This window comes from Agrobacterium sp. LY4, from assembly GCF_001526585.1.
Taxonomy (GTDB): Bacteria; Pseudomonadota; Alphaproteobacteria; order Rhizobiales; family Rhizobiaceae; genus Agrobacterium; species Agrobacterium leguminum.
Genome location: NZ_ASYA01000006.1, coordinates 14,165 through 34,538, shown reverse-complemented (window position 1 = coordinate 34,538; position 20,374 = coordinate 14,165). Strand labels below are relative to the sequence as shown.

Annotated in this window: 23 protein-coding genes; 19 read left to right on the top strand and 4 right to left on the bottom strand. The window is 56.4% G+C overall.

Annotated features, from left to right (window positions below; genetic code table 11):
- Window positions 1-43: 43 nt before the first annotated feature.
- From L904_RS08125 to L904_RS08035, 19 genes are all read left to right on the top strand, one after another.
- A complete protein-coding gene (locus tag L904_RS08125) occupies window positions 44-838 on the top strand; it encodes a hypothetical protein (RefSeq protein WP_035263781.1) in 795 nt (264 codons plus the stop codon).
- 9 nt (window positions 839-847) lie between these two features.
- Window positions 848-1,264, top strand: a complete 417-nt coding sequence (locus tag L904_RS08120) for a hypothetical protein (protein WP_035263779.1) — start codon at window positions 848-850, stop codon at window positions 1,262-1,264.
- A 29-nt stretch (window positions 1,265-1,293) separates the two neighbouring features.
- Entirely contained in the window at window positions 1,294-1,530 is a 237-nt protein-coding gene (locus L904_RS08115) for a hypothetical protein (protein ID WP_155272896.1), read from the top strand.
- The gene (locus tag L904_RS08110; RefSeq protein WP_059775496.1) at window positions 1,517-1,888 is read left to right on the top strand and encodes a hypothetical protein; all 372 of its coding nucleotides are present in this window, start codon (window positions 1,517-1,519) and stop codon (window positions 1,886-1,888) included. Before L904_RS08115 ends, L904_RS08110 begins: the two co-directional genes overlap by 14 nt.
- Window positions 1,837-5,061 (top strand): phage tail length tape measure family protein, encoded by a 3,225-nt coding sequence (locus tag L904_RS08105; protein ID WP_197416743.1) that lies wholly within the window; start codon window positions 1,837-1,839, stop codon window positions 5,059-5,061. Before L904_RS08110 ends, L904_RS08105 begins: the two co-directional genes overlap by 52 nt.
- A gap of 60 nt (window positions 5,062-5,121) precedes the next feature.
- On the top strand, window positions 5,122-6,423 hold the full coding sequence (locus L904_RS08100) for a hypothetical protein (RefSeq protein ID WP_035263775.1): 1,302 nt from the start codon (window positions 5,122-5,124) through the stop codon (window positions 6,421-6,423).
- 1 nt (window position 6,424) lies between these two features.
- Window positions 6,425-8,773, top strand: coding sequence for a fibronectin type III domain-containing protein (locus tag L904_RS28090; protein WP_035263773.1), 2,349 nt, complete (start codon window positions 6,425-6,427; stop codon window positions 8,771-8,773).
- A gap of 11 nt (window positions 8,774-8,784) precedes the next feature.
- Window positions 8,785-9,678, top strand: coding sequence for a phage BR0599 family protein (locus L904_RS08090; protein WP_080707346.1), 894 nt, complete (start codon window positions 8,785-8,787; stop codon window positions 9,676-9,678).
- A gap of 38 nt (window positions 9,679-9,716) precedes the next feature.
- Complete coding sequence (locus L904_RS08085; RefSeq protein ID WP_035263770.1) at window positions 9,717-9,956, top strand: hypothetical protein; 240 nt, start codon at window positions 9,717-9,719, stop codon at window positions 9,954-9,956.
- The gene (locus L904_RS08080) at window positions 9,953-10,156 is read left to right on the top strand and encodes a hypothetical protein (RefSeq protein WP_035263767.1); all 204 of its coding nucleotides are present in this window, start codon (window positions 9,953-9,955) and stop codon (window positions 10,154-10,156) included. The genes L904_RS08085 and L904_RS08080 overlap by 4 nt, the downstream gene beginning before the upstream one ends.
- Window positions 10,156-12,522: a phage tail protein gene (locus L904_RS08075; RefSeq protein ID WP_035263765.1), complete on the top strand. Its 2,367-nt coding sequence runs from the start codon at window positions 10,156-10,158 to the stop codon at window positions 12,520-12,522. Before L904_RS08080 ends, L904_RS08075 begins: the two co-directional genes overlap by 1 nt.
- The gene (locus L904_RS08070; protein ID WP_035263763.1) at window positions 12,522-13,547 is read left to right on the top strand and encodes a hypothetical protein; all 1,026 of its coding nucleotides are present in this window, start codon (window positions 12,522-12,524) and stop codon (window positions 13,545-13,547) included. Before L904_RS08075 ends, L904_RS08070 begins: the two co-directional genes overlap by 1 nt.
- Window positions 13,544-13,963, top strand: coding sequence for a hypothetical protein (locus tag L904_RS28345; RefSeq protein WP_245285046.1), 420 nt, complete (start codon window positions 13,544-13,546; stop codon window positions 13,961-13,963). The genes L904_RS08070 and L904_RS28345 overlap by 4 nt, the downstream gene beginning before the upstream one ends.
- 9 nt (window positions 13,964-13,972) lie before the next feature.
- Complete coding sequence (locus L904_RS08060; RefSeq protein WP_035263761.1) at window positions 13,973-14,170, top strand: hypothetical protein; 198 nt, start codon at window positions 13,973-13,975, stop codon at window positions 14,168-14,170.
- Window positions 14,171-14,237: 67 nt separating this feature from the next.
- Window positions 14,238-15,233 (top strand): glycoside hydrolase family 19 protein, encoded by a 996-nt coding sequence (locus L904_RS28085; RefSeq protein WP_035263759.1) that lies wholly within the window; start codon window positions 14,238-14,240, stop codon window positions 15,231-15,233.
- The gene (locus L904_RS08050) at window positions 15,233-15,490 is read left to right on the top strand and encodes a hypothetical protein (RefSeq protein WP_035263757.1); all 258 of its coding nucleotides are present in this window, start codon (window positions 15,233-15,235) and stop codon (window positions 15,488-15,490) included. Before L904_RS28085 ends, L904_RS08050 begins: the two co-directional genes overlap by 1 nt.
- Before the next feature lie 142 nt (window positions 15,491-15,632).
- Window positions 15,633-16,085: a hypothetical protein gene (locus tag L904_RS08045; RefSeq protein ID WP_155272893.1), complete on the top strand. Its 453-nt coding sequence runs from the start codon at window positions 15,633-15,635 to the stop codon at window positions 16,083-16,085.
- Window positions 16,069-16,398 carry a hypothetical protein gene (locus tag L904_RS08040; protein WP_035263752.1) on the top strand — a complete coding sequence of 110 codons (330 nt, stop codon included), beginning with the start codon at window positions 16,069-16,071 and terminating at the stop codon, window positions 16,396-16,398. The genes L904_RS08045 and L904_RS08040 overlap by 17 nt, the downstream gene beginning before the upstream one ends.
- Window positions 16,399-16,608: 210 nt before the next feature.
- On the top strand, window positions 16,609-18,135 hold the full coding sequence (locus tag L904_RS08035) for a hypothetical protein (protein WP_155272892.1): 1,527 nt from the start codon (window positions 16,609-16,611) through the stop codon (window positions 18,133-18,135).
- A 3-nt stretch (window positions 18,136-18,138) separates the two neighbouring features.
- Here L904_RS08035 and L904_RS08030 read toward each other — a convergent pair whose 3' ends face one another.
- Genes L904_RS08030 through L904_RS08015 form a run of 4 tightly spaced genes read right to left on the bottom strand, consistent with a single transcriptional unit; the run spans window position 18,139 to window position 20,374 of the window.
- A complete protein-coding gene (locus L904_RS08030; RefSeq protein ID WP_035263748.1) occupies window positions 18,139-18,390 on the bottom strand; it encodes a hypothetical protein in 252 nt (83 codons plus the stop codon).
- Between the two features lie 19 nt (window positions 18,391-18,409).
- Window positions 18,410-19,870 carry a site-specific DNA-methyltransferase gene (locus L904_RS08025; protein ID WP_051671908.1) on the bottom strand — a complete coding sequence of 487 codons (1,461 nt, stop codon included), beginning with the start codon at window positions 19,868-19,870 and terminating at the stop codon, window positions 18,410-18,412.
- Between the two features lie 10 nt (window positions 19,871-19,880).
- Window positions 19,881-20,132, bottom strand: coding sequence for a hypothetical protein (locus tag L904_RS08020; protein ID WP_035263746.1), 252 nt, complete (start codon window positions 20,130-20,132; stop codon window positions 19,881-19,883).
- Window positions 20,129-20,374 carry a hypothetical protein gene (locus tag L904_RS08015; protein ID WP_035263744.1) on the bottom strand — a complete coding sequence of 82 codons (246 nt, stop codon included), beginning with the start codon at window positions 20,372-20,374 and terminating at the stop codon, window positions 20,129-20,131. Before L904_RS08015 ends, L904_RS08020 begins: the two co-directional genes overlap by 4 nt.

Here is a 20,374-nt window from a genome sequence, read left to right as displayed (position 1 = left end):
AAAATCACGTTATAGTCGCAATACTCACAAGGAGAGCAATTCAATGGACATGCAATCCCGCAATCTTACACTCCCCAGGGGCTCGCTGCTTTTCGCAAAGTACAAGCCCGGCACGCAGATTCCCGGTCCGTTTCGCGAACTCGGCAACTGCCCGGAATTCACACTCACGCGTGAATCTGAAACGCTCCCCCATTATTCTTCGCGGCAGGGACTGCGCCAGCTCGATGAAGAAATTGCCATCGAGTCCACTCTTACGGGAGCGGTAACAACGGACGACATGAAGGCTGAAAACGTTGCCTATTTCTTCATGGGCGATGTCAACACCGTCACCGTGACGGCCAGCAGCAATCAGACGGAGACGTTCGAAGACGTGAAGGCTGGCGATCTCTTTCAGCTCGGCTTCAGCGACACCAACCCTTCCGGCGCCAGGAAGGTTACCACCGTGGTCGTTACCGACGGTGCAGCCACGGCGCCGGCCACGTTCGCCCTCGACGAGGATTACATTCTCGATGCCGACCTCGGCACGGTTTACATCCCCGTCGGCAGTGGTGCAATCGGCGGCGACATCGAGGTGGCCTACGGTATTGCGGCCTCCACCCGCGAGCAGATTGCAGCAGGCGAGACGCAGGTCGAAGGTGCCCTCAAGTTCATCTCGAACAATCCGGTGGGACCGAATGGCGACACGATCTTCCCGCGCGTGCGCCTGTCTCCCAACGGTGACCTCAACATGATCCTGGATCCCGAGTCGAGCGAATGGGCGCAGTTGCCGCTTTCGATCAGCGTCATGAAGAAGGGCAACCTCGCTCTCGCGTATCGCGACGGTCGTCCGGTAGCGTAAGGGATCGTCATGGATCAGTTGGAGACACTGATACTGCCGAGCGAGACCGTGAAAGTAGGGAGCCAGTCCTTCGAAGTTCACGGTCTCGCCCTTGCGCATATCACCCGCATCATTCGTGAGCATCGTAGCGTTTGCTCCGAGCTTTACACAAAAGCAATCGGTGGCGAACTGACAGGAAGCGTCGAGGAAATCGCGCTGAGCATGGCCGATGATTTCGCGCCTCTGGCCGCAATCACCATCGCTTGCGCTACCGGCAACCCGAAGTCAGCCGAGAAGGCGGCACAGTTGCCACTCAGCGTTCAGGTCGATGCTCTCGAGAAGATCGTCAACCTCACCCTCGTGGCGGAGGGTGGCCTGGAAAAACTCATGGAGATCGTCGTTCGGGCGATGGCGGGCGCGGCAAGCCTGACATCCCCGAAAGCCTGACAGAGTGGGTGGAGGGTGTCCACCGCCAGGTGAGCTTGCTGCTCGACCACGGACACCCATCAGCCTGGTTCTACCCGGTCTGTAAGGTTTTTGCAGAGGCTCGCTTCGTGGTCGACAGGATCAACGCTCAGATGGCAAGCGAAGCGGCCCTTCTGCAAATGGCGATCTCCACAGTTCCAAATCAGAGCGTGAAGCCCGCCTCCACCAAGAAAGCCCTCAAGGCTTTCCAGTCGCAATTGAAGGTGTTGAACAATGGCGAGCCGTGAAAGAGTCGTCGAATTTGCCGTCAAGGCTCGCGATGAATATTCGAAGGTTCTGAAAAACCTTGAGCAGCAGCAGAAGCGCCTCTCCGCGTCGGCTGCTGCTCAGAATCGACGAGCTGTGGTTGGTGTCGCGAAAGGCGAGATCGAGGCGGCTGTCGACAATTACAAGCGCCTCAATAGCGAAGTCGATCGTTATCGCGCGGTGCAGGCCAATGCTGCCCGCACGGGCTCGTTATCCGCGGCAGAAATGCGGAACTGGGCGATACGATTAAACTGGTGCGTGATCGCTCTCGCGAAGCTATGGGAGCGTTGCAACAGAAGCGCGCGGCTCTTCAGCAAATCAACGGCGAGGCTCGCGTAGGCTTTGCGAGCTTTAGCCGGCTTGCTACAGAGATGCAGCGCGGTGCCGTGGCGTCGACGAATGAGAGCGTTGCGCTCGTCAATACCACCGCAGAACTCAACAAGCTCACTACGGCGTCAAAGAAGGCTGCCGCTGCGCAGGGTTCGCTCGGTGACCGGATGGATTCCGTTACCAGTGCGGGTGGCGGAGCTAAGAAGGGTTCCAGAGCTGGCGGTGATCCCGAAGATATTCTGGTCTACGGTTTGCGCCCGTGGCAATTGACCAACCTTGGTTACCAGGTGAACGACGTTGTCTCAGGTCTTGCGATGGGTCAGGCACCGTTGCAGGTGCTGGCGCAGCAGGCGGGTCAATTCGCACAGATCTGGCCGAACGTCATGGTCACCGTGGCGCGGTCCATCCCGCAACTCGCAATGCTTGGCGTCGTCCTGGCGCCGTTTATCTCCGCTGCGATGCGCCTGAAAGAAGCCGGCGACTCTGTTGAATACTTCCAGAAAAAGCTCGCACTTTCTTCCGACGGCTATCGTTACACTGCCGAGGGGCTTGCGGAAATCACCGGCAAGATCAAGGACATGGGGGTCTCGATCAATGATGCCCGTTCGCTGGTTGCCGGGTTTGCTTCTGACGGCATTTCCGGTGGTCGGTTTGCGGGTCTCGCGGAGCTTGCCAAGAACCTTGATGCTGTGACCGGTGAGGGTGTTGTCGAGGCCGGCAGGAGAGTTTCGGCAGCGTTCAGAGGGTCGGTCGACGACGTTCGTGCGCTGGATCAGGAACTGAACTTCCTCACGGCTTCGCAATACGAGCAGATCAAGGCCATGGATGCGAGTGGAAATCGCGCGGGCGCGTTGGCCATGGCGCAGGATGTCCTTCGTACCAAACTTGAGGGAACGAAGACAGAGGCGAGCGACTGGGCGAAAGCGATCGATGAGATGCGCGCCGCGTGGAATGAACTTGTCGGTGCGCTTGAAGACAGTGGCATTATTCAGTTCGTAACGCGCGAAATCAACTATTTCGGCCGCGATGTGAAGAACTTCACCCGTGATATCCGTGCCGCCACGAAGGTCGTACAGGGAGCGTTCGAAGACCAGAGTGTCGGTGACCGTATTTCTGAACTGCGGCAAGCTATAGCGCTCGAAGAGAAGCTTCGCGAAGGTGGTATCTCGACCGGTTCTGCGGGCATGACCGGAGTTGATAATCTCGGTGAGATGAAGGCTGAGCTTAACGACTTGCTCGGGCTTCAGCGTGAGATTGCCAAGGTCGAGCGTGAGCGCAACGTTGAAACTGCTGCTATGAGCAGAGAATCGGAAGCGCAGAAGAAGGCTCAGACTGACATCAATGCTGCCGTTGAAAAGGGTCTCGAAAGCATGCGTGAAGAGGCGTCGGCTGTCACCCTCACCAACCGCGAGCGCTTTATCGAAGAGAAGCTGCTGAAGGCGCGTAACGAAGCACTTGAACAGGCGAAAAAGCTCAATCAGGAATTTCTCGGTCTCACGAAAGAACAGACTGAGGCAATCCGCAAGCAGGCCGGCGCGCTTTATGATGCGCAGAACAGGAATTTCGAAGCTCAGTACACGGCGGAACGTGGCACGCCGCAAGGCCGCCAGATGGAGGAATTGATTGCGGCGACCGTCAAGCTCGCCGAGCAGATGGGCGTCAGCGCAAAAGATTTGCTCACTGCCATGTCTTACGAGACAGCCGGGACATTCGACCCTTGGAAGGCGGGCCCCACGACGCAGAACGGTCAGCACCGTGGTTTGATTCAGTGGGGTGAACCTCAAGCCGCCCGTTATGGCGTGACTGCCGAATCCACGATCTCGCAGCAGATCGAGGCGGTCGGAAAGTATCTGGCAGATGCCGGCGTGAAAGCAGGCGACGGATTGCTGCAGATTTATGCGGCCATCAATGCGGGCAATGCGAAAAACATCAATGCCTCAGATGCCAAGAACGGCGGCGCGCCTGGCACGGTGCTTGACAAGGTCAGTGAGCAGATGGGCGGCCACGAGGCTCGGGCACAAGGGCTTCTTGCAGCATATGCGGGAACTGTCGAACACGCGACCAAGCTTGCACAATTCGACAAGGATCGGGCGCTCGATCAGCAGGAATATCTTACCGATTATCAGAAACGCGTTGAGCAGCAGAAGTTCGAACTCGACCTACTGTCCAAGTCTGCCCGCGACGCTGCAATTCTGAAAGCGGTTCGCGATGAGGAGAACCGGGCACGGGAAACAGGACTTCAACTGACGAAGGAACAGCGTGCCGAAACGCAGCGACTGGCGGCGGAAGAATTTGACAGGAGCAACATCAATCGTGAGGTGAATGAACTACTCGAACAGCGTTCTCTCTTGCTTGAGCGCATGGATCTGGCGCAACAGAGCGGGGATCAGTCTTTGTTCGCGTCAACGGCCACCGAATTGGACAACGTAAACACGAGGCTCAACGAAGCTATAGCGTCCGCCATCGCCTTTTGGCAGGCGATGGGAGGCGAGGGTGCAGCCAACGCGATCAGCCAGTTGCAGAACATGCAGATTACGATTGGCCAGTCTACGGATCGCATGAAAACGCAGTTTCTCCCAACCGCGGAAGATATTAACGAAAAGCTTGCCGATATCGGAAGCAATGCATTCAGCGCATTTGCGCAAGCCATTGCGAACGGTGAGAATGCTGCCGACGCATTCTTCAATGCTCTGCTGCAAGGGATTTCCGAGTTCCTGATCGAGATCGGGAAAGCTATTATCAAACAAGCATTGTTCAACGCGTTGACCGGAGGTACGTCTTCCGGTGCTGGCGCAGGCGGGGGGATTGGCGGTCTGTTATCCGGCTTGTTCGGCGCCAAGCACAGCGGTGGAATCGTCGGACAGACGACTCAAACCCGTCGCGTCAATCCGATGGTTTTTGCTGGTGCGCAGCGTTATCACGGTGGCGGTATCGTAACCGACGGGCTGCGTCAGGGCGAAGTGCCCATCGTTGCGCTCGAGGGCGAGGAGGTTCTGACCGAGAACGATCCGCGTCATTCTGCAAACGGTGGCGGTGGCAAAGCCGTGAACATGAAGGTAGTGAACGTTATAGACCCGGTCGAAATGCTGGAAGCTGCCCTCTCCAGCGTTCCAGGTGAGCGCATTTTTACCAACTTCATGACCCGCAATCAGAACAAGATCAACGGGGCACTCGGTCGATAGCTCGTTGCAAAATTACTCTTAATGTGAGAAATTCCTGCCAAACGAGGATCGGTTCGACACATGGCAGTCTTCCTCCCTTTCGTGCCCAACTGGCGTAACGGAATCCGGGATACCTACGAGTTCAAAACGGACGTGTTCGCGACCCGAAATGGGAGCGAGCAGCGCCGGGCATTGCGCATCCAACCTCGGCGTTCAATCGAAGCCACCATCCTTCTCGACGGTGAGAGGATGCGCAGCTTCGCCGATGCGGTAAACCGGGCGCGGGACGGCAAGGTTGAGATAGCCGACTTCTCGGCGGAGCCTGCGCTGGTGAAGAACACCACAGCAGCCGGCGCAACGGTTCTGCTGATAGAAAGTACACCTCTGTGGATGGTCAACGACGGAGCCTACGTTCTGATGACGGGGCGCACGGCGGCCAAGGTGCAGATCGACTTTGTGGACAACAACACGGTCGTCCTTGTAAACCCGCTGCAAAAGCCGGTTGGCGCAGGCGCATATCTTCTCCCGTATTTACCCGCGCAACTCGCCAATTCGAATACGCTTTCACTCTATACCAATCAGGTTGCCACGGCTCCGGTAAAATTCGATGTCGAGCCGGGCTCGGTGGTGCGGACTCCGGACGACCTGCCGTTTGACGAAAGCGCCGAGGGTGACAGTGTCCAATCCTTCGGGCCAGCAGCTATTCTGTTCGGCCGCTATGTGCTCCTGCGAAAGCCGAATTATCTCAATCGGCCGCAGGTGCAGTTCAATCTCAAATTCGAGACCGTTGATTATTCGCGCGGTGTCGTAAAAACCTTCACACCTGTTCCGCTTGTCTCCCGAACGCTGACGGCCACCTACATGGCGATGAGCCGTGCGGATGCGATGGCTATTCTGGATATCTTCGTGCGCTGCAAGGGCAGGGCGGGTGAGATTTACGTGCCGACGTGGGGGAGTGATTTCCCTGTCGCTATGAACGTGGCCGACAAAGTGATTCAGTTCGCCGGGACGGAATTCTATGACACCTACAATGAAGACCGCGCCCACGCGGCGGTGTTGATCCGCACCCGCTCCGGTCAACTTCTTCCCCGCGAAATCACGCTTATGGCGACCAGCGGCGGCAACACATTCGTCGAGTTTCACGAGGATATCGGCGTTGCCGCGTCGGAGATCGAGCAGATTTCGTGGATGTTCGTCTCCCGCTTCGCACAAGACAGCCTCACGATCGAATGGGTCACGAACACCGTAGCAAACATCAGTCTGTCTTTTGTCACGCTCGAAAACCTGGCGGCGGAAAGCTCCTACGGCAGCAACTGGATACTGGCTACGGGCTACTGGCGAGACAGAGGACAGTGGGTCGATTCCGCCGTGTGGGAGGACTGAGATGCCTATCGGTCCTGTCGATCTCATCAAGAACGGCGAATCTGGCGCCAGTGTTCGCGCAAAACTCAATCTCCTGCTGCAGGGAGCGATCGACGGCTCACTCGGTTCGGTCACACCCGAAGACCTCGATGCACTGGTCGACACGATTGCACCAGAGCGGCCGAAAGATTTCGAACTCAATTCGACATTGGTGCCGTCCAATCTGCTGATCGGAACATGGGCTCCCTCGCTCGAGGACGACTTCGCATATTACGAGCTGCAATTGAAGCAGGGCCTCGGAAGCTGGATAGGGTATCAGACCAGTTCGACCATGTATCAGGTCTCGATGATCCCGAACACGGTCTACACCGGCCGCGTTTTTGCAGTCGATAAATCAGGAAACAAGTCGGAGCCAAGTGTCGAGTTTACGCACACGACCGTCGCGGATGAAATTCCGCCTGCCATGCCTGTAGGCCTTACAGCGAGCGGAGGGATCAACAACACGTGGCTGAAATGGATCGCAAATACCGAGACGGACTTTGCCCGGTACGAGATTTTCGAAGCGCTCGAAGAATTTCCGGCGCCCACCGACGAGTCGACTCCTTCTTACACGTCTCAAACGAACGCGTTCGTCATCGCGGCGCAGGATCCGGAAATCACGCGTTGGTACTGGGTGCGAGCGGTCGACACGTCGGGGAATAAATCTCCGTGGTCAGCTCCGGCCTTTGCAACGACTTCCAAAATCCGGAGCGAAGTTAAGGTAACCTTGGTCGGCATCCTTTTTAAGCCGGGCAATGCACCAAACGGGAATCGGCTGACATGGACGGCTGGACAAATCACCTTCGGGACCGACGGCAGTGTTCCGACCAGCCAGAACATTCCGTCCGGATTCGTCGATTTCACCGGTCCGACCCTCTACGTTTATTACGTGCTTGGTGACAACAAGTTCTCCGTCACCACGTCACTTGTTACAATGTATTCGCAGGATTCGGTCCTGCTCGGCGTCTATCGGGGTGGGAACGACTATCAGTCGGTTGAAGGTAAAGCGTACATCGATGGTGGCACCATCTTGGCGCAGACGATCGGCGCAAATCAGTTGGTTGCTGACCAGGCAGTCATCACTGGTGCGGCTCAGATCGCTAATGCAATCATCACGAACGCGCATATTGTCGAACTGAGCGCAGCAAAGCTGATGGCAGGCACGGCGCTTGCCGGTTCCATTACAGTCAGCGGGCACGCGCTCGGCGACGTGGCGGATTACGCGAACGATCCTGCCGGCCGCATCAATGAAGCGCTGACACAGATCGATCCCGGCAAAATCCTGATTTCAGGTGGAACCTCGCTCGCTGACTGGCGCTCGGGGGGTGACAACACCAAAATCAACGGTGGCAACATTGCCACCAACTCGGTGCGCGCAAACGTGCTCGAGATCGGAGCCAGAGGGGTCACCGCGACCGGAATCGCCTTCTCCGGAAACACACCAACGTCCAACCGCGTCAGTTGGACCGCTGGAACGATTACCTATCTCGATGATACCGGCGCTACGGTTGAGGTTGTCATCTCGGAAAATCCAATCGGCGCGATGTGGACCGACGCCACGATCTACATTTACTGGGCCAAGGGTGCGTCTTCCCTATCATCGACCACTTTGCCGTCCACTGCGTTCGCGTCGAACAACATCGTTCTCGCCACGTATAAGGGCGGACTTAACCTGAGTACAGATTACGGCCGCACAATAATCGACGGGCAGGGGATCAAGACCGGCACTGTCGGTGCTGACCAAATTGCCGCGAACGCTATCCGCGCACAACACATTGCCGCCGACGCTATTCAGGCGGGACACCTCCAAGCAGGTATCATTTCTACGGATAAACTTGCTGCTGGCGCAGTAACCGCGGCAAAGATGAGTGTCGGTTCTCTTTCTGCAATTTCAGCAGTGTTGGGATACGTTGATATCGGCGATGCGAATATTTCTCGACTGACAGTCGGAACGTCGAATATCGCTGCGGGCGCTATTTCGGACGCGTTTGAAACGTCGCAGACCGGCAGCAATCAGGTCAGCTTAACAGTTAATCATGGAGCTGGATCGCCAAGGGTGTACTTGTTCTATTCCAGTGAACTCATCACCCAAAACAATCAAACCGGGGCAGCTATCAGGTATGACATCAATAACGATACTGACGGGGGTGTCATAGGTTCAATGGGGATGGTGAACCCTGGCGTTAACAATAACGATATCGTGACCGCTTCATCGTTCCGGATATTTGTACCCCCGTCTGGACGAACGCAAACCACGTTCAGAATAAGCCGACAGGCGCTGACCAACCTGTCGACCTCGGCGCGCCTCATCGCGATGGTTCTTCGCCGATAATAGGAGATTTGATGTCATTCAATTCCCGAGAAAATAGCCGTTATAGCGGTACACCAGTCTCCCTCTATCTAATCCAGGGCGCCGAGAATTCCGCCGAAAGCGGGATGATTGGTCCTTACGGTTTCAACAACGGTGAAACGACCATCGATCGGAAGATCGGAACGAACGAACTCGGCGAAGATATTATTCTGCCGTTTTACCCGTGGCCGATCAAGAACAGCGCCATCAGCCACGACGGCACACTGGACAAATCGGATGTCACGATCTCCATGTCACTCGGCAGTGAGATTGACCAGTTGTTTCTGGCATATCCACCGTCGCAGGTCGTGAACCTGACGATTTTCGAGGGCCATGTCGGCGACCCAGTGACGGAGGAAAATTATCCAGCCATTTGGCTCGGTCGCATCCTCGGGAGCACCTACAAAAAGAACGAGATTGAACTTTCATGCCAGCCCGTCTCGACGTCACTGAAGCGACCGGGGCTTCGGCGAAACTACCAGATCGGCTGCCCGCATGTCCTCTATGGCTCGCAGTGCAGAGCGAGTCGAGCAGCCGCGACAGTGACCCGTTCGGTAACAAGCGTGACCCGCAACCGGATCATGGTTGACGCTTGGTTGGGCGCACAGTTTGGGCTTTACATCGGCGGCCTGCTCGAATGGACAAATTCGGATACCGGCGTTCGCGAACTACGCACCATTGCCAACGTCATCAATGACAGCGGCACCAGTGTTATTGTCGTTCGAGGTATTGCCCGAGGGCTGGCAGCCGGCACGCAACTTTCTGTTATCAGGGGGTGCAATCGACAAATGAGCGGCTGCAATCAGCATAACAATATTCATAACTACGGCGGACAACCATTCATCCCGCTTGAGAATCCCCTTTCATCTAAGAACCAGTTCTACTAGAATTGCTCACTAAAAGTGAAATACGCGAAAAGTGAGCTATGCCCCTTCCATTTCTGGCATCATTTCTGGTCCAGCTTCTCATCGGCGTAGGCTCGATGGTGATCGGCTATCTTACGATGCCGAAAGCCGCCACTTCGCAGCCTGACGAACTTCGCGACATGGATGAACCGACGGCCGAAAGCCGTCCTATCCCGGTGCTGTTTGGCGAACTCGATGTAGCTCCTAACGTTCTTTGGTGGGGCGACAAGGCGACGACCAGCAGAAAGGTCTCAGCGTGAGCGAGTGGGACCCGATTGTGACGATCAGCGATATGCGACCCTTCTTCTGCGTGAAGGGAGTTCGTAAAGCCTTCGTGACAGGCGGCGGCGATTTCGAGCACTTTCTGAGAAACGGCATGCCAGCATCGAAACTGCGCGGCAAAGGTTTCGATGCGCAGTTGGACCGTGTCCTTGAAGCGATCAGGGCGAGGTCTTCCTGATGGGCGCAGGTGGCAAGGGCGAAGGCAAAGTAGAAATCTTCGAGTACACGATGGGCCTTCACATGGGCATCTGTGCTTATGGTGACGGCCTGACGCTTATCGCCGCAAAATATAATGACAAAGAAATCTGGCGGGGCACGCTGGTAGACGAAACCACCGTTCCGGTGAACCGGCCCGATCTGTTTGGCGATGTGAAAAAAGAGGGTGGTGTCAAAGGTCTTCTATGGTGGCTGCCAGGTAAAGCCACGCAAGTCATGCCGGAGTCGCTGGCTGCCCGTCTCGGATTGACCAGCGCGACATGCCCCGGTTTCCGCGGACTCGCCAGTGTCTTTCTGACCGGTGTCGCTGATGTGTGGGAAGGTGCTTACCAAGGGCTCGTCAACGCGCTGAACAATCAGCCATCGGCGTTCAAGCGCGGCTTCTATCTCGCGGCCAACAATCCTTACCTGCGCGCCTTTTCGTTCCGTGTTCGCCGGGCTCCGATCGGTCTCAATCCAGCCCTTGCATTGATTCAGGTCGACAATGATTCCCTTGGAAATCCCCAGTTTGCCGCCAACCCTGCCCACATCATCTACGAGTGTCTGACCAATCAGGACTGGGGAATGGGCGAAGCGCCGGGTGTGATTGACAAACCATCGTTCGAGGCAGCCGCGCAACTCTTCTACAACGAACGCCTCGGCATGAGCTTGATTTGGACGCGCCAGAGCGAAATCGAAAAATTCATCGGTGAGGTCTGCAACCATGTGCAGGCCGCCGTTTTCGTCAAACCGTCGACCGGCAAGCATACGATCAAGGCGCTTCGCGGCGACTATGATGTTGACCTGTTACCGGTAATCGACCCAAGCAATGCCGATCTGTCGAGTTTTGCCCGCAAGGCGTGGGGTGAGCTGGCGAACGAGATCGTCGTCACGATGACGAACGCAGAAACTGGCAAGACGGAAACGATCACCGTCCAGGATCTCGCCGGCATCGCAGCAGAAGGCGGAATCGTCAGTTCATCGAGAAACTATTACGGTTTCACCTCGAGAACGGCAGCGCAATATGTGGCCGAGCGCGACCTTGCTGCGTCTGTGAATCCTATCGCGACTTGTCAGGCTCAGGTGACGCGGCAGTTTTGGGACTCGGTCAGCAGCGACGTGGTGGTCTTGTCGTGGCCCGAATACGACATCGAGCGCATCGTGTTCCGCGTTTCGGAAGTCCAGAAGGACTCTAACGTCGTCACCCTCGACCTTTACGAGGACATCTTCGGCCTCGATCTCGCCAGCTACCTTGAGTCCGACGACACCGCGTGGGTCAATCCGTCTCAGCCTCCGACGCCCGCGTCCTATTACCAGATCGGCACGGCTCCTGCGTTCATGGCTTCCGCTGCACTGAAGCTCAACGATCCGTCAGAATTGGAATATCCGGAGGCGCTCGCCGCCGTCACGGTTGGTGCCGACAGTGATGACGACGTGAACTACGATCTTGTGACCTATGTCACCGACGTGAACGGCACGACCAAACGTTCATCGATCGGCACCCGGCCGTTCTTCGGTACTTTTGCGCTCACCACTCCGCTCGTCGCGGAATCGCAAAGCCAGTTGACCTCTTTGCCGGGTCTGCGCGGTGGCGTTCCGTCGGCAGGCGATTTCATCCTCATCGGAACCGGGAGCGACGAATACACCGAAATTTGCACGGTTCAGACGGCAGACGCGCTTGGATATCTTTTGAACCGTGGGATGCTCGATACCATCCCGAAGGCATGGCCGGTCGGAACCCGTTGCTTCATCATTCCAGCCGACTCCATCATGGTCGATCCGACTGTGAGATCGGTGTTCGAGAGCACATCCTATTGGCTGCTGACCAGAACGACAGCGGGCGCTCTTCCGCTGGCAGATGCTCCGCAACTGAACATCTCGATCACCCCGCGCCCGTATCGCCCCAACCGGCCTGCCAACGTAAAGATCAATGGCGTCGGTTTCGGGGCAGTCGATGCGCGTGCCGCATCCGAACTGTCGCTGACCTGGTCAAACCGAAATCGCATCCTCGAGTCGACACAGGCTCTGAAATGGAACGAGGCTGATGTCGGCGGCGAAGACGGTCAGACGACGCGCATCGATGTTCGAACGACGACCGGAACGCTGATCACCAGTTACACCGGTTTGATCGGCAATACGTTCACCATTCCGCTCAGTGATCTCGGTACGAACGTCAACTCGACAATCACCGTATCAGCAGAGCGCGATGGCTATCGTTCGCTGCAGGCTCACACACTCGCGGTTCAAATCACACCTCGCGATGCGATCAGATTGTCCGGTGACGAGAGCGGATATCTCCGCCTGTCGGGCGACGAGAACGGACGCATTCTACTTTCAGGAGACGCCTGATGGCCGACAAAGAACTCGGAGCCTTATCGCCGATCGAAGCGCTGCTTGCGGCGGCGCTGTTTCACACCGTCCAGGAAGGAAATAGCCGGAAGGTCACGGCGCAACAGATTGCTGACTTCGTAAACGGGAACTATCCGGCGTTCATTCAGACGCTTCTCACGGCGCAGGACGCCGAAGACGTTTACACAGCAATTGGCACAGCACCTGATGCGAACAAGCTCGGTGGCCAGTCTCCATCTTTCTTCGCCTCGGCTGAAGCGGTTGGAAATGCACTTGCCGACAAGGTGCCGACGTCGCGGACGGTAGCCGGTAAAGCCCTGACCGATGACATTACGCTTGATAAAGCTGATGTCAGCCTCGGGAACGCCGACAATACCTCTGATGCAGATAAACCGGTCAGTACCGCGCAGCAGACTGCACTTGATCAGAAGGTGACTGGTCCGAACGGTGGCGTCGCCGACAACTTCCCGGTGGCGTTCGATGGGACCACGGGGAAACTCATCAAGCTTATTACCGGCGCTATAGCGCTGCTGCATGGCCTGACGCCTGCCGCTGATCGTCTGCCGTATTTCAATGGTGCTTCTTCGGCTTCACTGGCCACCCTGACGGCATTCGCCCGCACGATTCTGGATGACGCAGACGATGCTGCTGTCCGCGCCACCATTGCTGCCTTTGCCAGTGCTGGCGGCGCTCTTTCGGGTGCTGTCGACTTGGCTTTCGCCCCAAACAACTGGTCGATCAGGCAGACAACGACAGTTACGCTGGCGGCATCTTCGAACTACGTGTTTGCCGCTGGCAGCGGACTCATCCTGATCACCGATCCGACAACCGGCAGCACCGGAGTGTTTCTTTGTGGTGGTGGCGCTTCTGTGCTTCTCGGGCAGAGCATCGCCGGCACCTTCGGCATTTCCGGGTCAAGCGCTCCACTCCGGCTGGAGTTTTCAACACAATACTATTTTGCCAACTATAGCGGCTCCAGTCGCACGCTTGGCATCATGAACATTCGCACGAGGAACAGCGCATGACGAGCGAGTACACAAAGCTTGAAGATGGCCTCAATCAGAACGCGTGGATCGGGCCCGATGGCAACATCTATGTTTGCCGGGACGGACAGACAGTCGAGGAACTGCTGGAAGAGATAGGCGAAGGCGGATCAACTCTCACGCCCACCAGCACTGACTACGAAAACGCCATCCAGAACCTTGTTGACAGCACGGCGCGCGAGCGTCAGTTTCGCGATGGCGTGACGTTGGCCTCCTATGCGGCGTCAACAAAACCAAATTGGGCTGCGGAGGCTCAAGCTTTCGTAGCGTGGCGAGATGATGTCTGGTCTTACGCGTACGGTGAACTGGCCAAGGTGCAGGCTGGGCAGCGTCAGCAGCCGACCGTTGACGAGTTCCTCAGTGAGATTGCGCCAATATCTTGGCCTGAGCACCAATAAGGACATCAGATGGCCTCCTACATCGACTCACTGAAACGGCAGAACTCTTTCCTGCAATCGGAACTCGAGAGGCATGCGAATGCCTGCGACGCTCTGGCTTCGGAACTGGATTTGGCAAACCGCCAGCGCGACGCCCTGCAAAAACAACTGGATGAATTGCGGAAAGATCAAGCCGAGCTTCCCTTTGACGCCCAAAATTCCTCATAAAAGTTGTAATTTTAGAGGATGTTGTGTAATTCTCCTTGGGACCACAGCCGTTCCCGAGGATTAAATCATGACAGCAGTGTCCGTCGTTCAGGTCCGCGCCGCAGCAAAAGGCCGCGTTGACGAAAGCAACCTGAATTCCATCATGATGGCGCTGTCGAAATACGGACCCGGCGTCGGTCTGAACCTGCCGCATCGTGCTGTCCAGTTTCTCTGCCAATTGATGCACGAGAGCGGATCATTCCGCTACGACCGGGAGATTTGGGGTCCGACGCCTGCGCAGGAGCGCTACGACACCCGCACGGATCTCGGCAACACCCCTGAAAAAGACGGCGACGGCTACAAGAACCGCGGGCGCGGCCCGATCCAGGTTACCGGTGCCCACAACATCCGAACCTTCTACCAGTGGTGCAAGCGGAAGGGATTCAACCCTCCCGATTTCGTGAAAAACCCCGACCTGATCAACACCGATCCGTGGGAAGGGCTTTCGGCTATCTGGTACTGGGACGAAGGTAACCCCGACGGAAAGAGCCTCAATCGCTACGCAGATCGCAACGATCCCGAAATGATCACCCGCCGCATCAACGGCGGTCTGAATGGCTTTGCGGATCGTTTGGATTATTACACGCGTCTCGGTCTCGCCGTGCTCGGGTTCAAAGTCACCGATATTATCGGCCTGCAGAACGCCGGGCAGAAGGCAGGTTATTACAAGGCCAAGCTCGACGGCCTCGACGGTCCGCAGACCCGCGCCGCCATCCACCTTATGCTGGTCGACCTGTCGCCCAAGTCGGAAATCGTGCAGGTCAAGGCTGCTCCCGTCGTTGAGGAAAAGCCGGTGCCGGTTACGCCGCCGAGCCTTGATGCGCCGTGGTGGAAGTCGAAGGAGGTAATCGTGCCTGTCGTAACAGGTGGCGGTCTCTCCTCTGGTTTGGCAACGGTCGGCTCGATGCCGTGGCAGAATCTCGCGCTCATTCTTCTCGCCTTCGGGCTCGCTGGCGCTTTCCTCCTCTGGCGCAAGAAATCGGACGCGAAGGCGGTTTCCGAGCAGGTGCAGGGAATGGCGTGATGTTCAGCTTCACCGACTATCTCAAACTGGGCATTGGCGCCATCGCTGGCGCAGCGCTGATGGTTGTGCCGGCTTGCTCCTACGGCCAGTTTCGCGAGCGTGAGACCGCCAAAGCCGAGGCAGCAAAAGAAGCTCTCAACCGTATCACCGAAATGGAGAAGAACGATGCTTCGTTCCGCAAGCTACCGTCTCGCGAGCGTTGCCTTGCTATCGTGCGCGATAGCGGGCTGCCAGACAGCACCTGTGACGAACGGTAGCGGATATCAGGTCACGCGTTTCTCTGATCCGGAGGCTGCACGCCTTGCTTCACAGGATCCGACAGCCGGTCCCGCAATCTATTCGAACAACCGCCAGTGCAGCCAAGACGCTGCCTGCCGCAAATAAGGGCAGGGGAGCCGTATGGAACCTGGTTACCAAGGAACCGGAATGTGGGTGAGGATACAGCATCGCTTCGGTCCGCGTATGATGGAATGGTTCATGGCGGGCCATCTGATCGCACTCGGGTGGGTGTTGTTGCTTCCGTCTCAAACCTTCAATCAGCCGGCTTTCGCGGGATTTAACGAGATCGTTCCGTCTGAAAACGCCCTCGGCTGGATCATGTCCATAGCAGGCTGTTTGCGGGTCGGTGGCCTTGCCATCAATGGTGCCAGAAAGGCAGTTACACCGCAGATACGCCAATTTTCAGCAGCGGCCGGATGTTTGATTTGGTCTGGCATGGCATACGCTTTTGCATCTTCCGGGGTCATCAGTACGTGGATTGCCATCTATCCGATCTTCGCCGTGGCAGAGTTGGTCAATATCCATCGTGCAGCGCATGACCAGGGAGAGGTTCACAATGGAAAGACTGGCTGAGCTTCCTCCGCTAGCACTTGTCGTCTTCGGAGCCACGCTAGCTGTTATCTTCGCTGTCAGGCACTTTGGAATAACTGCCGGCGCAAAGGCCGCGCCCGAGAAGTCGCAGGCTTCTGCGCAGGTGGCTGCCGTTATCGTCGATCCCACTGCACTCAACAACGCGACCAAAGCTCTCGAGGCGCACACCGACGCGGTCATGGAGATGACTGAAACGATGAAAGACAGCGGGCGTCACTTCTCCCACATGGCGACCGAAATGGATCGAATTCGCGAAGAGCTGCGTATTCATCGCGAACTGGCGCGTCGTGCATAGGTAGGTTTAGGTGTCCGATTTTCTTCAATGCGCTTCCCACTTTTCGGTTTGATGCTGCAACAGGCATTTCGAGAGATACAGGCCCAGGCCTATAATCTCGACACGAAGCAGATGATGCTTTCCGTTCTGGAAGTTATCCGGAACGCATAAGGTCAAGCTTGTAATGTTCGCGCTTTGGTTTATCTCTTCGAAATCAAAGTCGGGGGCGAAATGGTAGCGTTACAAACCGACGCTGGAAAAGTGTTCAGCGCTTGTAGAACCACACTAATAGAGATTTCAGCATTCCTGCAGGCCCACAAATCAACTGCTCTAATTGAGGTTGGCGCCATTTTAGACAGGCTGGTGGACCAACTCGGCGATGGCGGGGCACTGGAGGAAACTCTGGATTTTGTTCTGTTTGAGCTGGATAGCATATACGAGTCAGACTACTACGACCCACTCGATGCAACGGAAATCCACGGTATGTCGGTTGCGACGCGCCTTACCGACGTGGTTAGAGGTTTGCGAATCCTATCAGACCATCTCGAATTTGAGCGGCAGCTGACATCAAGTGGAACCGCATCGAAAGCATCTTTGCGGTTAACGTCTGTGCAGCCTGCGCCCGTTCAAGAGGCGGTTAATCAGATACACCGGCGAATAAGATTAGGCGAGAAAGAATTCCGAGAACTTGTGCTTGATCAACCGAGAATTCCGCAAATTGAGGGGCTAGGCTACCTCGCTGAGCGTGTGAGCGACCTCGTCGACCAACTGCGATTGGCAGGAGAAGCAACTTTAAATATGGCTGTCGAGAACCTCACTCACGCCTTAGACGACCTGATGTACGAACACTCCGATCTTCTGGCCTCAGAATCAGCCACTCGGCTGCGACAGACATTTGAGGCGGCGTCTGAAGTTGCCCACGACTTACTTTCGGAAATATCAGGGACCGTCGGCGTTGACGATCCTATCGTTACGCATCGCGAACAGGCACTGGCTCCATTTCAATTCGCTATTTCTGGCGATCGATTGACAGTACAGTCTCAGGCGACACATCCAAAGACGGGCTCAGAGCGTATCGTCGCAGCGGCAGCACGAGCCTTGAACGCCCAAGCCGAAGATCTCGCTGATGATCTTGAGGGCTCGAACCATCCTCGGCTCTTCCGTGCATTTAACCGCCTACGGACCGCTCTTAGCGACGGGTCAAGTGTAGTTGAGATCGGAATGCTTTGTTCTACGCTAGATGGGCAAATCCGAGCAGCATCTGAGGAACTTTCGGAGAGCCTGTTGGCCCTTCTATTGAGCTTCAGTAAGGGCGTGATGGATTTCGCCTCTCAGTTCGAGGAATGGCAAGAATTCTCTGACAATGCGGCCGAGGCCAGCTTTGAACCACAGGATGGCGAGAACTACACGAAGATTGCTAGGGTTCTCGCAGCCGAACTGGAACGGCGTCAAGAAGTGGACTCAAAGGTGCCTGAAGCCCTTCGCCAAGTTGCAGAGTGGAATGCAAAAACCGATTCACCGCGGTCACGTCTGAGCCTTGGGAGAACAGTTCTGAATATCATCACCGTTTGTTTCAATGAGCTGGTCAAAAAGCCGGCGCAGATTGCGATCGGTGTGACTGGCACGGCAATCGTTGCCGTCGTGCTTCACCAGGCAGCGATCCATGCTGCCGAAATTTCACGAACTCCCGAGGGTTCATGGTTACGACCTGCAGTGAGAGTAATTGAGAACCATATCGGAAAACTGGAAAATCCTTGACGTTCAGCGCAGCGCCTCGGTCATCGCCTGAGCGAATCCGATTTCCACGCCTTCCCATTTGCCCGCCTCCACCTGCGCTTGTAACACGCGCGACAGGTGGAGGGGATTTTCGGTTGTCATCATCAGGGAGTGGAGCTGCGAGAAATATAAACGACCGGTGTCACAATCGGCCTGATAATCATTGGTGCGAACCGGCGTCCAGGGTTGCAGCCGTCCTGCTTCTGAGGCGACGAAAGGAAGCTGCTCAAAACTCATTACATTCATTGTTCCACTCTCACATTAGGTCGCTCAGGTCGACGGTTTCACCGATCAAATCTTGCATGTAGGAATTTAATCCTTTTATATTCGAATGTGAACATACCGTGAACGAATTTTCAGCAAGTTCTTCATCTGCAAGCAACATTTTTTGGTTGTGGTCGTTAACTTCCGGAAACCTGCGTCCTAAAAATTCGACGTATTCAGTTTCGGCTTCCATGAGGATACAGTCAAAGCCCTCGCGGCGCGCTGCCTCGGCTGTCGTTCCGGAGCCGGCAAATGGATCAAGCACGATGCCACCCGGTGGGGTGATGTGCCGGATCAGGTTCTGCATCAACGCGATGGGTTTGACGGTAGGGTGAGCACCAACTGGCTTCCCATGTTCGTCGACCGGCAGAAGATGGTGGGCTCGGTCGAATTTTCCTGCCTTGCCGTTATAGACGAGGGCCTCGCCACGGTCATCGCCAATGAAGCCGGCGAGCTTTGCAAACTCGTAATCCTCATCGCATAACGCAAAGCGGTGGAAGAAACGAGCAGCGGATGTCGCACCGTCGCCAGGGAACATTTCAATCACATCCGGAGAGCCGTCGAGAATAAGATTGGATGGATGTCTGCCGGTAGGATCGTAGTTTTCGCGATCTTTATCGAACTTGCCGTAAACGAGATTGGTCATAGCCCCGCTGCCGAAATCGGCATGCTGGTTCTTTTCTTTCGATTCCCGTTCGTCAGCGTCGCCTGCAAAGGCGACGCGGCAACCGTCGATGTTGACCGCGCCGACGCCGTGTTTAAGGAGATTGGCGGCGCCGTTCTTTTCACTGAATGGTTTCTGGCCGAGGTAAATGGGTTCGAGTGCAGGCTTCTGCGCCTGCGTGCCGTAAGCCCATCCTTCCCACGCTGCCGCTTCGTCCGAGCCGGGAACGTAGGTGCCGGGCTGGTATTCTCGACCGTTGTCCTTGATCCAGCTTCCGTCCCGGTTCTGGTTAGCGCCGGGGATCATACGTTTGACCGGATTGCCAGCGGCGTGGAAATGCCCTTCTACGCCTAAGTGCTTGTCGATCGCCTTGTCGGCTGCATGTGCTTTCGGGAATCCCGACCCAAAACACCATCCGTGCATCGGGTGCATGACGAAGCCGGCCATTTCCATGGCGCAGGCTTGCCAGTGCCCGGTGCGGCTGCCGCTGAAAGCGAAAACGTAACCGCCCGGTAACAGGATGTCGTAGATCAGCTTCCAGAACTCAGGATCACGCTCGATGCCGGTGCCATCCCACGCGCGCCCCATGAAGCCGCCAGACAGCCGCGCGAAGCTGCCATCGTTCTTCTCACGGCGGGCAGGGGCTGACCCTTCTTTGCCGAAACGCTTCTGGATCGAAACCAATCCATACGGCGGGTCCGTCACGACTGAATGGACGCGCACGCCCTGTGCAATCAGGCGTCGTAGCGAGGCGCGGTTGTCGCCGGGATGCAGCGTGATGTTCGTCATAGGAATACTTTCAGACCAGAAGGTCGTCGGATGTGTCAGCAGGCATTTTGGTCCGCAGAACCTGAAGCAAGACCTGGCGCAGCTTTTGTGAAGGCAATGCCTCGGGCACGAGAGCGTCGACAACGAAGCTGCTGTGATCTCGACCCATGCTCACCATGTTGCCGCCGCCGCTCATTTTGCCGTTGAAAATGCGGATCGAGTGCCATTCGCCGTTGGACATGGCGAGATCGATCAGTTCTTCGAGAGACATATCTTCGATCATACGAGCAACTCGTCATCAGAGGGATCGGCAGGCGTGGTGAAGACAGGCATGTCACGCGTTCGATGGCTCGGCGGAAGCAGCTTGACTGCTTCGAAGATTGCCTGATCGAGGTCGGCGGCATGTTGGGTGTCGGTTTGCGATGTGTCCTGAGAAATCGCCCACAGGGTGGCAATCGACTCATAGGCGGCGTCCAGTTGGCCGCGCAGAAAAGCAACTTGGATGTAGTTGTCGCTGGCGGCCAT

Excerpts from the sequence above, each read along its gene's own strand:
- L904_RS08050 (WP_035263757.1), top strand. The coding sequence starts at position 15,233 with ATGTTCAGCTTCACCGACTATCTCAAACTGGGCATTGGCGCCATCGCT.
- L904_RS08075 (WP_035263765.1), top strand. The coding sequence starts at position 10,156 with ATGGGCGCAGGTGGCAAGGGCGAAGGCAAAGTAGAAATCTTCGAGTAC.
- L904_RS08040 (WP_035263752.1), top strand. The coding sequence starts at position 16,069 with ATGGAAAGACTGGCTGAGCTTCCTCCGCTAGCACTTGTCGTCTTCGGA.
- L904_RS08085 (WP_035263770.1), top strand. The coding sequence starts at position 9,717 with ATGCCCCTTCCATTTCTGGCATCATTTCTGGTCCAGCTTCTCATCGGC.
- L904_RS28345 (WP_245285046.1), top strand. The coding sequence starts at position 13,544 with ATGACGAGCGAGTACACAAAGCTTGAAGATGGCCTCAATCAGAACGCG.
- L904_RS08070 (WP_035263763.1), top strand. The coding sequence starts at position 12,522 with ATGGCCGACAAAGAACTCGGAGCCTTATCGCCGATCGAAGCGCTGCTT.
- L904_RS08090 (WP_080707346.1), top strand. The coding sequence starts at position 8,785 with ATGTCATTCAATTCCCGAGAAAATAGCCGTTATAGCGGTACACCAGTC.
- L904_RS08100 (WP_035263775.1), top strand. The coding sequence starts at position 5,122 with ATGGCAGTCTTCCTCCCTTTCGTGCCCAACTGGCGTAACGGAATCCGG.
- L904_RS08035 (WP_155272892.1), top strand. The coding sequence starts at position 16,609 with ATGGTAGCGTTACAAACCGACGCTGGAAAAGTGTTCAGCGCTTGTAGA.
- L904_RS08020 (WP_035263746.1), bottom strand. The coding sequence starts at position 20,132 with ATGATCGAAGATATGTCTCTCGAAGAACTGATCGATCTCGCCATGTCC.
- L904_RS08060 (WP_035263761.1), top strand. The coding sequence starts at position 13,973 with ATGGCCTCCTACATCGACTCACTGAAACGGCAGAACTCTTTCCTGCAA.
- L904_RS08015 (WP_035263744.1), bottom strand. The coding sequence starts at position 20,374 with ATGGCCGCCAGCGACAACTACATCCAAGTTGCTTTTCTGCGCGGCCAA.
- L904_RS08030 (WP_035263748.1), bottom strand. The coding sequence starts at position 18,390 with ATGAGTTTTGAGCAGCTTCCTTTCGTCGCCTCAGAAGCAGGACGGCTG.
- L904_RS08110 (WP_059775496.1), top strand. The coding sequence starts at position 1,517 with ATGGCGAGCCGTGAAAGAGTCGTCGAATTTGCCGTCAAGGCTCGCGAT.
- L904_RS28090 (WP_035263773.1), top strand. The coding sequence starts at position 6,425 with ATGCCTATCGGTCCTGTCGATCTCATCAAGAACGGCGAATCTGGCGCC.
- L904_RS08045 (WP_155272893.1), top strand. The coding sequence starts at position 15,633 with ATGGAACCTGGTTACCAAGGAACCGGAATGTGGGTGAGGATACAGCAT.
- L904_RS28085 (WP_035263759.1), top strand. The coding sequence starts at position 14,238 with ATGACAGCAGTGTCCGTCGTTCAGGTCCGCGCCGCAGCAAAAGGCCGC.
- L904_RS08125 (WP_035263781.1), top strand. The coding sequence starts at position 44 with ATGGACATGCAATCCCGCAATCTTACACTCCCCAGGGGCTCGCTGCTT.
- L904_RS08120 (WP_035263779.1), top strand. The coding sequence starts at position 848 with ATGGATCAGTTGGAGACACTGATACTGCCGAGCGAGACCGTGAAAGTA.
- L904_RS08025 (WP_051671908.1), bottom strand. The coding sequence starts at position 19,870 with ATGACGAACATCACGCTGCATCCCGGCGACAACCGCGCCTCGCTACGA.